The organism is Methylacidiphilum kamchatkense Kam1, from assembly GCF_007475525.1.
Lineage (GTDB): Bacteria > Verrucomicrobiota > Verrucomicrobiia > Methylacidiphilales > Methylacidiphilaceae > Methylacidiphilum > Methylacidiphilum kamchatkense.
This window is the reverse complement of the sequence record NZ_CP037899.1, coordinates 466242-478582: the sequence shown is the minus strand read 5'-3', so window position 1 is coordinate 478582 and position 12341 is coordinate 466242. Positions and strand designations below refer to the sequence as shown.

The following is a 12341-nucleotide window of genomic DNA, read 5'->3' as shown; positions in this document are numbered from 1 at the left end:
ACACAAGTTATCACAATAAGTCAAAAAGAAAAGATTAAAATAACTCGACTTGAGCGGAAGGTGGGGCTACTTTTAGCTTTTCGTATGCCCGAGTCGTCACCACTCTCCCCTGGGGAGTCCTTTTTATATAGCCTTCCATGATCAGATAGGGTTCATGAACTTCTTCTAAGGTTCCAGGGTCTTCACCAACAGCGACGGCTAAGGATTGTAGTCCCACAGGACCCCCTTCGAATTTATAAACAATGGTTTCCAATATCTTCTTGTCCATTTCATCCAATCCATCTTCATCGATTTCTATCATTGCTAAGGCATCATTAACGACATTCAGAGATATTTTTTGATGCCCTTTGGCATAGGCATAATCACGAATCCACTTCAAAAGGTGATTGACCGTTCTGGGCGTTCCTCTACAGCGTTTGGCTACCTCCCTTGCGGCCACTTCGTTTATTTCCATTTCCAATATCCGTGAGGAACGTTGAACAATTTTAACAAGCTCTTCAAGCTTGTAATATTCCAAACGATTGATCAAACCAAACCGACTTCTCAAAGGTTCGGTCAGAAGACCTACACGGGTGGTCGCACCAACTAAGGTAAATTTTGGGAGATTGAGCCGAATGCTTCTGGCATTAGGCCCTTGATCGATCAAAATATCCATTCGGAAATCTTCCATCGCTGGGTAAAGATACTCTTCTACAGGACGACTAAGTCGATGGATTTCATCGATAAAAAGAAAATCAAAAGATTCCAATGTGGTTAATATGCCTGCTAAATTGGCCGCCTTATCCAGTGCAGGACCAGAAGTTATTTTAAGGGAAGCATTCATTTCTTTAGAAAGAATATGTGCCAAGGTTGTCTTTCCCAGTCCCGGAGGGCCGCTAAAAAGAAGATGCGGGAGCGGTTCCTTTTTGATCTTTGCTGCCTGAACAAGAATATAAAGCCGTTCTTTGATTTTTTCTTGTCCTAAAAAATCGTCGAGCTTTTGAGGCCTCAAATTTTCTTCAAATAAACTATCGGTCGGCTGAGCCAATACATCCTTTATTTTTGGATTCATTTTTCCTCATTCCTTAGATCAATGAGTTAGGTTACCTTTCCATACAGGTCAGCTTCAAACATTCCCTTATAACCCCTTCAAGATCTTTCTCCGGCTCTTTTTCTCTTACTTTTCGAACTAACTTCACTGCTTCTGTCTCTTTGAATCCTAATGCAACCAAGGCTTTTAGAGAATCTTCAAAAATTTGATCTTTGGTCTCCTTTGAAAAAGGACCAATACCAGAACGGCCCACATCCAGCTTATCTTTTAGTTCTACCACCAGCCTATGCGCAGTCTTTTCTCCAATCCCCTTGATTTTTGAAAGAACCCTATAGTCTTCCCTATATATAGCTTCTTTAAATTCTTTTGGAGGAAGAACATTAAGAATTGTAATCGCTGTTTTTGGCCCCACTCCATGCACTTTTTCAACAAGAATTCTGAAGGTAAGCTGTTCTTCAAGGTCATGAAATCCGAAAAGCTCAAAGCGGTTTTCAGAGACATTCAAATGGGTATATAGAGAAACCTCCGAATGGAGAGGAGGAAGGCTTTGATAAAGGGAAAGAGAAGAGAAGATTTCAAAGCCTATCCCATGGGATTCAACGATAATCGTTGGAAAAGAGCAATAAATGAGAATTCCTTTAAGATATGAAATCATAACCTTTTCGAACATTCCATAAATTGTGGACATGCGTGAGAGCCACCGCCAGAGCATCAGCAGCATCCGCTGGGGGAGAAGAATTCAGTGATAACACTGCTCGGACCATAAAAGATACCTGCTCTTTTCGAGCCGAACCACGGCCAGTTGCAGCAATTTTAACCGTTCTAGGACTATATTCAAAAACCGGCAGATCCTTCAAAGAAAACAACAGTAAGGCAACCCCACGAGCCGCACCCATATCGATGGCTGTTTTCCTATTTTGTACAAAAATGACTGATTCCATAGCCACCTGTTCGGGAGCGAATTTTTGCACAATTTCAAACAGTCCATCATAAAGTTGTCTAAGTCTTCGAGCTTGATCATTTCCGTTTCCATCGATTACCCCACAGCTTATCAATTGGACACTGTCCCCATTGGATTCAACGATCCCATAGCCCATTTTCCGAATAGCTGGGTCAATCCCTAGAATTCTTATCGGTTTATTCATTAAAGACTTTTAAAAAGAATCGCTTCCTTTGCATCGTCAGGATTTATTAAAAGATAGATTTTTAGCCATTGGCAAGACTAAAATGCCCTTCTCTATTTAAGGCAAGTTGTATTTTTAGTAGGAATTGATTATAATTAAAGAAAGCTTGTAAAAATTATGAAAATTCTCTGTCCTGTTGATCAGATCTCCTGTTTAAAAGCAGGTATCGATTGTAAAGAAGATCGGATCGTGCTGGATATCGATCCCCAAGCCCTATCAGCTGAAGAACGACAATGGCTCGCTTCAGTCCTTCAAAAACAAGACTCTGAAGGCCATTCTATTCTCTATTTTCCTTATGCTTTAAACAATCCTTCCTTTGAGGGATTCAAAGAAAAGATCCGAGAAGAAATGGCATCTAACAAAGAAAAAACTTCCGAAGAAATGCTTCATTGGGAAAGTCCTTCTTCTAATCCCAAAGAAAGGTCTACAAATCAAAAACCTGAGCAACGTCCACAAAATACTTCTGAGTTGAAAGATGCTGCCAAAGCGGCGGGATTTATGGGTTTAGGAGCCCTCGGATTAGCAGCCCTTGAAAATCTCTTTGGATTTGGGCGTCCCAGAGAAAATATAAACATTATCCTTCCTCCAGAAACAGCCCTCCCCAAAGAAGCACCCTCAACAGATCTGGCCGATGAACAAGAAATAACTGATAACCAAACTGACAATAGCGAAGATCTGTCTGTGGACACTACCATCCCAGGGGATGATTTTGAAGACGATGGGTTTTCAGATGACTCCTGGACGGTTTAAACACCTCAGCTGCTTGCTACCCTAGAATCTTCTTTTATACAGACTTTTTCTGTTCTTTAATTTTCTTCTGGCTCCTTTCTAATAATGGAAGAGAAAGAATTTGTAAAATAAAAGAGCTAAGCGCTACATAGGCTAGAGACTTATCGTAAAGAAAACCCATGGCACAGCTTCCTAAGAACCAAGACAAACCGAAGACAAGATAAAAAATACCAAAAGCCGTTCCTCTTATGTCTATAGGAACAAGAGAGGCAATAGCTGCTCTGACCGCAGATTCTTGGACACCTAAGCCGATCCCCCAAAAAATTGTTCCAATGATGGCCACCGTTCGAATTGGAAAGAGGAATATTAAAGGAGAAGACAGAGAACCAAGGATGATTGGCCAGCTCATTGAGCCGATACCACTTTTATCAAACAGTCTGCCTGCTACCAATGCCACGATGGCGTCTACACCCATTGCTAGCATGTAAAGCAAAGGAATCTCATATTCTTTAAAAATACTTTTTTGTCCAAAATGATAAGCAATCAAGGGAAAATCAACATATCCAGCAGCCAAAAACTCAAGAGCGGTGATATACCACCAGAAACTTTCAGTTAATCCTTGTCGCTTGCTGCCAGCTTTGTCATTTTGTTCTTTTGGCTGACAGTCATCCAGAAAAGCACTGAGCTTTTGATATCTTTTATGAGTCACAAAAAGAATCAACAAAGCCAAAAAAGCTGGAATGATTAACAAGCCTAAAGCAGTCCGATAACTTTTCCAATGCATTATGGCTAAAGCAATCAAAAAAGGGCCTGTCATCGCTCCAACTTGATCTAAGGCTTCATGAATGCCAAAACCAAATCCTCTCCCGACCCCTTCTGTGGCATGGGACAATAATACATCGCGAGAGGGAGTTCGTATGCCTTTGCCAAATCTTTCCAGAACGATCAGAAGGCCGACTTGAGGCCAATTTTTGGCGATAGCTAATAAAGGCACCGCAATTTGATTTATAAAATACCCTGCGAATACAAAAACCCAGTGACTTTTTGTTTTATCTCCCAAGCTTCCCGCTACAAGTCGAACCACATAACCAGTCAGTTCCCCTATGCCAGCTATGAAACCAATCGCACTACCTGTTGCTCCGACAACACCCAGAAAAGGGCCTAAAATAGATCTTGCTCCTTCATAAGTGACATCCGCAGCCAGACTTACACAGCCAAAAAGAATTACCAGCTGTAAAGAAGCCGAATAGGACGCCGAATTTTTAAGTTTCGAAAAAAACCCTCCTTTATTCGAATGTTCGGGGTCCAAGAATCCTCCTTATCATCGATCGTTTTAACTCTCCTTTGAGATAATTCAGATAGCGAAACTTTTTCCACAAGAACAATGAGAAACCGCATTGGGATTCTTCACAACAAAGCCTTGATTTAGCAAATCTTCCGAATAATCCAGAATAGAACCACTTAAAAAAAGCGCACTTTTCGGATCTACTATGAGTTTGACCCCTTTGGAATCGATCAAAATATCCTTTGCTTCTGGGCCATCCACAATGTCCATCTCATACTGCAGCCCCGCACATCCTCCTCCAACAACAGAAATACGAAGCGCTCCACTCTGCCTGCCACTCTGTTCTAGAATTTCCTTTAATCTTAAAGCCGCCTTCTCAGTAATCTGGCATAGTTTTTCAGACCCCCTGGTAAAAGAGACCTCTTTGTTCATATAGTAAGATTATATTGTTTAAACCGTATCTGGAAAAAGAAAAAACTATCCTTCTCAACCAGTACTCAGTTATTTATCCAAATAATATGTCTGTATTTTCTGAAGATTTTTCTGAAGATTTTTTTTCTGGATGTTCTTTTAGGGCTTCGGCTAACTTTTTAAATTCAAACCGTTTGAAAAGCCTCTCCTGTTCAGCATAGTTAGGCTTTATCCGAAGCTCTTCAATCGGTATAGGCAAGGGAATATCATTTTTTAACTCAAGCATCTTATAATTGGTCATAATTAGTTCTTTATTTTCTTCAATAAGTTGGGCAAACCGTTTGTCTGGAATATCACTGGCATTAAGTAAAGCAGAGAGAGAACCGTATCGACTAATCCATTTTGCTGCCGTTTTTTTACCAATGCCAGGAACACCAGGGATATTATCGACGCTGTCTCCAGTTAAGGCAAGCAGATCAGGTAGCTGCCATGGATGGACTAACCATTTTTCTTCAATGTCTTTTTCTGTAATCAGCCTAAACTTTTTCTTTTCTACAGTATATGCACTTACATGCGGTCCGATCAGACTCAAAAGATCCTTATCATTGGTTGCCAAAACCACATCAATATTTTTTTCAATCGCCTTTTTCGTGTAGGTAGCAATGACATCATCTGCCTCTTGTCCTTCAACCTCTATCGGAGTAAGGCCAAGGGCTTTTAACAGTTCTTTAAGCCAGGGAATTTGGACTTTTAAAGCGTTAGGAATTTCAGGCCTATTCGCCTTATAATCTGACCTTAAGGCTATCCGATCAGCAGGTAATCCACCATCAAATACCACAGCTCCAAAGTCGGGTTGTAGATCCGCAAGCATCCTTCGAATAACAATAGTCAGTCCGTAAATCGCATTAGTTGGCTCTCCCGATCTTGTAGAAAGAGAAGGCATAGCATAAAAGGAGCGAAACGCATAGTAATACCCATCAACCAAAAGAAAACGCATTTCTAAAAAATCACTAGAAAAGAGTCTTTTGTCCAGCTTCTTTTACAAAAGACACAAGAAGCCTCTAAGGTAAACCTTGAAGAAAGATCCAATAGATTCACGAATTGAGGGATTAGAAATATATCTTGTTTTTCTTTTCGTATTTTTCTTTAATTATTAATAATTGTAATGGACAAATAAAAATGAATGGAAATCCTCCGCGTGAGTTTCCATTGGTTGGCTTGCAGGAGAGAACAATCGGAGGAATGAGTTTAGAAAGGCCTCCTTTACTTCCCTCACATGCAACTCTTGCCTCTATTAGCGAGGTTGTCTATTCGATCCTATCCACTCCCATGGGCAATTGGTGGAGATGGACAATTAGCCTCAGTACCTCCATAGCGATTCTTGCTTTTTTATCGATTGTCTATGTCATTTCAACAGGGATAGGAGTATGGGGTAATCAATCTCCAGTCGTATGGGGTTGGCCTATTGTTGATTTTGTTTTCTGGATAGGTATTGGCCATGCTGGCACACTCATTTCAGCCATTTTGCTTTTATCCCGTCAAAAATGGAGAAACTCGGTGAACAGAGCAGCAGAAGCTTCGGCCATATTTGCCGTTGCTAGTGGTGCCATTTTCCCAGCCATTCACATTGGAAGGCAATGGATGGGATGGTATCTCTTTCCGGTGCCTTGGTCGGCTGGCATTTGGCAAAACTTGAGAGCCGCACTCATGTGGGATGTATTTGCTGTTCTTACCTATTTAACGGTCTCGTTGCTTTATTGGTATCTTGGAATGATTCCTGATTTTGCGACTCTACGAGAAAAAGAAACAAAACCGTTCAAAAAGAAACTTTGGGCTATTCTTTCCTTAGGCTGGCTTGGGTCTGCTAGCCAATGGACCCATTATGAATTGGGATATCTTTGCCTGGCCGGTATTCTCACTCCTCTGGTCCTATCGGTCCACTCGTTTGTTTCTTGTGATTTTGCTTCCACGATATTGCCTGGATGGCATGCAACTATATTCCCTCCCTATTTTGGTGTCGGCGCCATATTTGGCGGATTTGCCATGATTCTGGTTCTAATCATTCCCAGTCGGGCCCTTATTCCAAAACTCAAGGAATTAATTCTGCCGGAACATATCAATCAGATGGGGAAATGGCTTTTGGCTACCGGTTCGATGGTTGGATACGTCTATCTTATAGAACTTTTCACCGCATGGTATAGCGCCAATCCATACGAACGCTATGCTTTTTTAAATCGAATTAAAGGGCCTTATTTTTGGGCGTTTTGGTCTATGCTTTTTTGTAACAGTATTGCCCCTCAATTTTTGTGGATAAAAAAGATCCGTTTTAACCCCCTTTCTCTCTTCGTCATAGCGCTTTTAGCTAACGTCGGCATGTGGCTTGAACGTTTTGTGATCATTATTATCTCTCTCCACAGGGACTTTTTACCTTCTTCTTGGAGGATTTTTGTTCCTACAGCCATCGACGTGCTCCTTTATGTTGGCTCTATCGGCCTCTTTGTGACTTTGTTTCTTCTTTTTCTACGCTTTCTTCCTTCTGTTGCCATGTTCGAAGTCAAAACACTGGTACATCCTTTTATTCACAAAAAAGACAGCCACTTTTTTTCAATGGAAGAAAGTTTCAAGTCTTCTTTCCAAGGTGACGCTGAAAAGCAAAAAGATCTTGTCCTTTCAGCTTCTAGTGGAGAGAAAGAAAAGGATTTAAAAGAAAACAAAAATTTGTATGCCTTAGGGGCAGAATTCTCTTCTCCAGAGCTTCTCTGTAAAGCAGCAAAAAAATTAAAACTTTTAGGCTTTAGCCACTTTGAACTTTATAGTCCTTATCCTTTTCATGAACTATCCGAAGCTGGCCCCATTCAAAAATCCTGGGTCTCTAGAATCGTCTTAATAGGGGGTACTGTTGGCTTTCTTTTAGCCTTGCTCCTTGTCAGTGCCATCTCATTACCTAAGCCTGACTTTTTGAAGCATCTGCTGAGCAGCTCCTTACTGAATCTTTTTTATCCTCTAGTCGTTCAAGGAAAACCATATTTTAGCCTACCCACTTTTGTTCCCATTTTCTTTGAACTAACAGCTCTCTTCGCTTCCTTTGGAGCTTTTTTTGGGATATTATTCTGTGGTCAACTCTTTAAGTTCTATCATCCTTTGTTCTCATGGAAAAGGTACAACGAAAGAGGCATGGATAATGGCTTTTTTCTTGTTATTAAAAAAACAGACCCTCTTTTTTCTTCAAATCTCCCCACCATTCTCTCTCGACTAGGAGCCATTGGAGTAGATGCAATTCTAGAATAAGGGATTTTCCCACCATAAACTAAAGAGTCCGAAGCTTCTTTTTCTGATCTACTTATTGTAGAGGGGCAGGCGGAGGTTTGAGCACAGAATGAACACCAAAGCTTGGGGGCAAGAGTAAGACAGGTAAAATCCTTTCTCCAATTTTTTCATTGTTAACAAGAATGACCACACTGTAAATGCCTTGCTGCGAAACCAAAAATGGAGTCACAGGCAGAGTCAGATCAAGAATCGTTGTTTCTTCAATAGAAGGACCGTCAACTGGAAATCCAATCTTTCCAGAGCAGCTAGCCAACACATGGCCTGAGTGCGGATCTTCAACCCTTGCAGTAATATCAAGTGAAACGATTTTACCTCGGAGATGCGTCAAGAAAATCGAAAGGAAAAAAGGAGGAGTTAAACATGGAAAATGAGGGAAATAAAGTTTGTTAAAAGAATTAATAATCGAAAGCCTATCAGTTCCTTTTTCCCTAATAACATAGTCAGAAAACAATATAGCCTGACAAAGAGCGGGTTCTTGTTCCACAGACAATTTTTAGATAAACTTCTTAGCGAAGGCAACAGAAGAGTTTATAAAAAAGACTTAATCCTCTAGATCAATGACTTTTGTTATGGGCTTCCAGTTCCATTACGGATTTTGTCGATAGGTTAGAAAATTCCTTCTGAAGGGCATCTTCCAATTCTTTAGCCAGCTCTTTTCTTCTATTTTCAGTTTCTTCGATAAACTTTTTTTCTATTTCCAATCTCTTGTGCCAATAACTTTTTTCGAATGCATTAAGCTGCTCTTCGTTGAGACTTAATCCAAGTTGCCTTGCCTTCGATCTGGCTAATTGCCTAACCTTTTGACGCATAATCGCAATACGCTGAAGGAACCACCCTTTTTCTTCCAGATCCATTTGATTGAACTTGGGCCATTTGAAAAGCTCTTTTATTAACTCTTCATCGGGTAGATAAAGCACCTCGAAAATTTTTTCTCGAATCTCCACATCTTGAGACAATAAAGGCACTAAAGGTTCTTTGCGGCTTAGTACTTGAGCTATTGCAGAACTCATAGTGCCTTCTAGTATTCCGAAAACCACTACCACTGTTAAAAGGAAAATATATCTTCTGTCCATAGCTCTTCAGATGCATTACTAACTATCATATCTGGTTTTTCCAAGGAAAGCAGATTCAAATCTCCTACCATGGATTCGACCGTTACTTCCAAAGAATTGAAAACTTGGTTTCTTATCCAGGATTGCATGCAAATTTTTCCAACCGCTAATAGGCTTGCAGAAAGAATAAGAACGAAGCAGAAACTGGCAAGGAACGTAATTAATTGCCTTCTTTTCTCGTTTTGTATTTTTTCTGAACGCAGCCTTGCTTTAAACCTTTCTAAAAAATAAGGATCAGGTTTGTCAAATGGACTCTCCTTCCTTATCCTTTCCCAAATATCTTCTGAATTATCCATACAGTTGCCCCTTCAAAGATAAAGCAATTTGAAAAGAAAAGTATCGAATAACTTTCTAAAATCCATCAATCGTTCTTTTTTGTTTATCTGCTATCATGCCTTAACTATTTGTAACATATAAAACCTTATTTACAAATAATTATGCTTAAGAATAAAAAAATTATCTTCTTTTTCTATTGCTAAAGCGTCACTAAGCGAACAAAAGGTCTGTAGAGGTCGATCAAGACAAGCTGTCAGTTCAGAGAGAGAGTGGTAATGGTCTTGATCACTATGAAAAACTCCAAGGCGTAGGTTTGACGGATCAACCGTTCTGATATCTGGACTACTCCAGTGTTCTTCAGCTGAGAGGCTTCTACCCTGTCTTGCCAAAACTTTTATTTAAGTCGATCTAATCTATGCTCTTGAACCTCCCCAGCGATTTTTCCATCGATGCCTGTTTCATGCTGGAACTGTTTTAAAAAAGATAGCCTTCTTTCAAAAACCATTCAACAAAACGACAAATGCCTTCCTCAAGAGAAGTTGTAGGAGCATATCCGATCTCCTTTTCAAGAGTGCTTGTATCCGCGTATGTCAACTCAACGTCTCCTGGAGGAATTGGCAAGTAGTGGATAGTTGCCTTCTTCCCCATGTATTTCTCAATAAGCTTAACAAGATCTATCACTTCAGCTGGATGTCGATTGCCAATATTATGAATTCGAAACGGAGCAGTGCTTACTGAAGGATCCATTCCACCTATCTGAGATTCCCTTTGCCCTTGGGGCACTCGATCCATCAATCGAATGATAGCCTCTACTACATCATCGACATAGGTATAATCCCTTTTGAGTTTGCCTTCTCCATAAACATCGATTGATTGATTGAGAAAAATGGATTGAGCAAACTTATAATAAGCCATATCTGGCCTTCCCCATGGGCCATAAACAGTGAAAAAGCGCATACAACTAATGGGAATAGAAAAAAGATGGCTGTAGGCATGGGCAATCAGCTCAGCTGCCTTTTTCGTGGCTGCATAAATACTTACAGGATGATCGGCAGGATCACTTACTTTAAAGGGAATTTGCCGATTCATTCCATAAACGGAACTAGAGCTTGCTAAAAGAAAATGATTAACTCCATACTTCCGACAAGATTCTAGAATAGGAACCATTCCTGAAACATTCGATTCAACATAAGAATAAGGATTCGTCAGACTATATCTTACGCCCGCTTGCGCAGCAAAATGAATGACATATTCTGGTTTGAACCAACCAAAGATTTCCTCAATTTTTTTTTCTCCATTAAATCCACTCTTTCAAATTGGCAAGCACTGTATTGCTTGAGGATAGCGAGTCGAGCTTCCTTAAGTTTGACCGAATAGTATGGATTGAGATTATCAATGGCAACAACCTGATGACCAGATTCAAGCAAGCGTTTGGCTGTAGAAAAACCCAAAAAGCCTGCCGCTCCTGTGATAAATATTTTCTTCATGGAGATCTTCTTTCAAATATTCTTGGAAATTTTTCCTCGACCTTTTTAATAAACTCTTGAGGCATTGTTATTTTTTCTGGCCAGGCTCTTTTATAGCCTTCAGCGGGAAGCTTTTTTGTCGCATCTATTCCGACATGCGATCCAATATTGGCTACAGACTGAGCATGATCTAGACTGTCGCATGGACCACGGGTAAACAAAAAATCCCTTTCTGGATCAACATTCGCACACAGATGGAAAAGCACTTCAGAAGTATTGTCAACGTCAACATCTTCATCCACAACAATAATGATTTTGGAAAACATCATCTGTCCCATGCCCCATAATCCATGCATCACTTTATAAGCCTGATAAGGATATTGTTTTTTGATAGATACAAACAACAAATTGTGAAACACCCCTTCCGGTGGCAGAGCAATATTGACAATTTCAGGAAAATTCATCTTTAATAGTGGCAAAAACATCTTCAGACTAGTGGTCCCCAGATAATAATCTTCCATTGGCGGCTTTCCAACTATCGTTGCAGGAAAGACCGCTTTTTTTCGAAACGTTATGGCTCTGGCATGAAAAACAGGATATAAGTCTACTGGGGTATAAAAGCCTGTATGATCTCCAAAAGGTCCTTCAGGCCTTAAGTCCAGAGGATCAACTATCCCTTCAATAACGATATCCGATTCTGCAGGCACCTCCAGTTCGATCGTTTTACATTTGACCATTGGGATGCCTTCCTTTCTTAAAAATCCTGCAAATATCACCTCATCCAAACCATCGGGGAGTGGTGCTGTGGCAGCAAAAGTCATGAGCGGATCCCCTCCTAAACAAATGGCAACGGGCATTTGTATTCCTTCTTTGGCATATTCCTGGCCATGGCGTGCCCCAACTTTATGGATTTGCCAATGCATGGCGGCTGTCTTTTGATCAAATATTTGAATCCTATACATGCCGACATTTCTTTTTCCGGTATAGGGATCTACAGAAAAGACTTGTGGAAGGGTTATATAGGCTCCTCCATCTTTAGGCCAACATTTTAAAGCTGGGAGATCCAATAACCCCATGGGAGGATTCTCATCTTCTAGCAGTACCACTTCTTCTTGACACGGAGCTAATCCGACCAGTCTCGGCTGGGATTTAAAAAAATCGATCCCTTTACGGATCATTTTCCAGCCCTCAAAGATGCTTTTAGGTCCTTCAGGTTTCAGAAGACTTTCGATCTCCTCCACCAACTCAGTGAGCTTTCGTCCTAAGACAATTTCCATTCTTCTCCAGGATCCAAAAGCATTGATTAAAAGAGGAAATCGGGAAATTTTACCTTTTAACAAAATAGGTTTTTCGATAAGAAGAGCATAACCTCCCCCAGGACTTTTCATCTCTCGATCAGCAAGCACAGTTATTTCCAGTTCAGTGTGCACCGGCTCGCTTATCCGAATAAGTTCTCCAGCTTCTTCAAGTTTTTGAACGAATTGATCAAAATTATGAATAGGCATAAGGAAGTTAAAAAAT

At 40.4% G+C, this 12341-nt stretch carries 13 protein-coding genes and 1 pseudogene; 2 read left to right on the top strand and 12 right to left on the bottom strand.

The window, feature by feature from the left end:
* Positions 1–34 precede the first annotated feature (34 nt).
* The 3 genes from ruvB to ruvC are packed head-to-tail and all read right to left on the bottom strand — an operon-like array spanning position 35 to position 2175.
* Positions 35–1051 carry a Holliday junction branch migration DNA helicase RuvB gene (gene ruvB / locus kam1_RS02225; RefSeq protein ID WP_052250464.1) on the bottom strand — a complete coding sequence of 339 codons (1017 nt, stop codon included), beginning with the start codon at positions 1049–1051 and terminating at the stop codon, positions 35–37.
* A gap of 31 nt (positions 1052–1082) precedes the next feature.
* Positions 1083–1685: a Holliday junction branch migration protein RuvA gene (gene ruvA, locus kam1_RS02220; RefSeq protein ID WP_039721295.1), complete on the bottom strand. Its 603-nt coding sequence runs from the start codon at positions 1683–1685 to the stop codon at positions 1083–1085.
* Entirely contained in the window at positions 1669–2175 is a 507-nt protein-coding gene (gene ruvC, locus kam1_RS02215; protein WP_039721296.1) for a crossover junction endodeoxyribonuclease RuvC, read from the bottom strand. Before ruvC ends, ruvA begins: the two co-directional genes overlap by 17 nt.
* 156 nt (positions 2176–2331) lie before the next feature.
* On the opposite strand from ruvC, the gene kam1_RS02210 reads away from it, so the two are divergent.
* A complete protein-coding gene (locus tag kam1_RS02210) occupies positions 2332–2964 on the top strand; it encodes a hypothetical protein (protein ID WP_039721297.1) in 633 nt (210 codons plus the stop codon).
* Between the two features lie 34 nt (positions 2965–2998).
* On the opposite strand, the gene kam1_RS02205 is transcribed toward kam1_RS02210, so the two are convergent.
* The 3 genes from kam1_RS02205 to kam1_RS02195 form a co-directional block, all read right to left on the bottom strand.
* Positions 2999–4252 (bottom strand): MFS transporter, encoded by a 1254-nt coding sequence (locus kam1_RS02205; protein WP_052250465.1) that lies wholly within the window; start codon positions 4250–4252, stop codon positions 2999–3001.
* Positions 4253–4297: 45 nt separating this feature from the next.
* Entirely contained in the window at positions 4298–4660 is a 363-nt protein-coding gene (locus tag kam1_RS02200) for a HesB/IscA family protein (protein ID WP_039721298.1), read from the bottom strand.
* A 73-nt stretch (positions 4661–4733) separates the two neighbouring features.
* Complete coding sequence (locus tag kam1_RS02195; RefSeq protein ID WP_039721299.1) at positions 4734–5636, bottom strand: 5'-3' exonuclease; 903 nt, start codon at positions 5634–5636, stop codon at positions 4734–4736.
* A 182-nt stretch (positions 5637–5818) separates the two neighbouring features.
* Here kam1_RS02195 and kam1_RS02190 point away from each other — a divergent pair, with 182 nt between their 5' ends.
* Positions 5819–7927 (top strand): quinol:electron acceptor oxidoreductase subunit ActD, encoded by a 2109-nt coding sequence (locus kam1_RS02190; RefSeq protein WP_039721300.1) that lies wholly within the window; start codon positions 5819–5821, stop codon positions 7925–7927.
* 52 nt (positions 7928–7979) lie between these two features.
* Here the strand turns inward: kam1_RS02190 and kam1_RS02185 are convergent, their stop codons facing one another.
* From kam1_RS02185 to kam1_RS02160, 6 genes and pseudogenes are all read right to left on the bottom strand, one after another.
* The gene (locus tag kam1_RS02185) at positions 7980–8450 is read right to left on the bottom strand and encodes a DUF6941 family protein (protein ID WP_235277119.1); all 471 of its coding nucleotides are present in this window, start codon (positions 8448–8450) and stop codon (positions 7980–7982) included.
* 70 nt (positions 8451–8520) lie between these two features.
* On the bottom strand, positions 8521–9039 hold the full coding sequence (locus tag kam1_RS02180; RefSeq protein ID WP_039721302.1) for a hypothetical protein: 519 nt from the start codon (positions 9037–9039) through the stop codon (positions 8521–8523).
* Complete coding sequence (locus tag kam1_RS02175) at positions 9012–9374, bottom strand: hypothetical protein (RefSeq protein ID WP_039721303.1); 363 nt, start codon at positions 9372–9374, stop codon at positions 9012–9014. The genes kam1_RS02180 and kam1_RS02175 overlap by 28 nt, the downstream gene beginning before the upstream one ends.
* A gap of 129 nt (positions 9375–9503) precedes the next feature.
* Positions 9504–9743, bottom strand: coding sequence for a hypothetical protein (locus tag kam1_RS02170; protein ID WP_143958211.1), 240 nt, complete (start codon positions 9741–9743; stop codon positions 9504–9506).
* Between the two features lie 85 nt (positions 9744–9828).
* Positions 9829–10841, bottom strand: a pseudogene (locus kam1_RS02165) (NAD-dependent epimerase/dehydratase family protein).
* On the bottom strand, positions 10838–12325 hold the full coding sequence (locus tag kam1_RS02160; RefSeq protein WP_039721305.1) for a menaquinone biosynthesis decarboxylase: 1488 nt from the start codon (positions 12323–12325) through the stop codon (positions 10838–10840). Before kam1_RS02160 ends, kam1_RS02165 begins: the two are co-directional and overlap by 4 nt.
* Positions 12326–12341 lie beyond the last annotated feature (16 nt).

Bases quoted from the DNA above. Each gene is read 5' to 3' on its own strand.
- kam1_RS02190 (WP_039721300.1), top strand. From the start codon at position 5,819: ATGAATGGAAATCCTCCGCGTGAGTTTCCATTGGTTGGCTTGCAGGAG.
- kam1_RS02200 (WP_039721298.1), bottom strand. From the start codon at position 4,660: ATGAACAAAGAGGTCTCTTTTACCAGGGGGTCTGAAAAACTATGCCAG.
- kam1_RS02195 (WP_039721299.1), bottom strand. From the start codon at position 5,636: ATGCGTTTTCTTTTGGTTGATGGGTATTACTATGCGTTTCGCTCCTTT.
- ruvA (WP_039721295.1), bottom strand. From the start codon at position 1,685: ATGATTTCATATCTTAAAGGAATTCTCATTTATTGCTCTTTTCCAACG.
- kam1_RS02175 (WP_039721303.1), bottom strand. From the start codon at position 9,374: ATGGATAATTCAGAAGATATTTGGGAAAGGATAAGGAAGGAGAGTCCA.
- ruvB (WP_052250464.1), bottom strand. From the start codon at position 1,051: ATGAATCCAAAAATAAAGGATGTATTGGCTCAGCCGACCGATAGTTTA.
- kam1_RS02180 (WP_039721302.1), bottom strand. From the start codon at position 9,039: ATGGACAGAAGATATATTTTCCTTTTAACAGTGGTAGTGGTTTTCGGA.
- kam1_RS02160 (WP_039721305.1), bottom strand. From the start codon at position 12,325: ATGCCTATTCATAATTTTGATCAATTCGTTCAAAAACTTGAAGAAGCT.
- kam1_RS02210 (WP_039721297.1), top strand. From the start codon at position 2,332: ATGAAAATTCTCTGTCCTGTTGATCAGATCTCCTGTTTAAAAGCAGGT.
- ruvC (WP_039721296.1), bottom strand. From the start codon at position 2,175: ATGAATAAACCGATAAGAATTCTAGGGATTGACCCAGCTATTCGGAAA.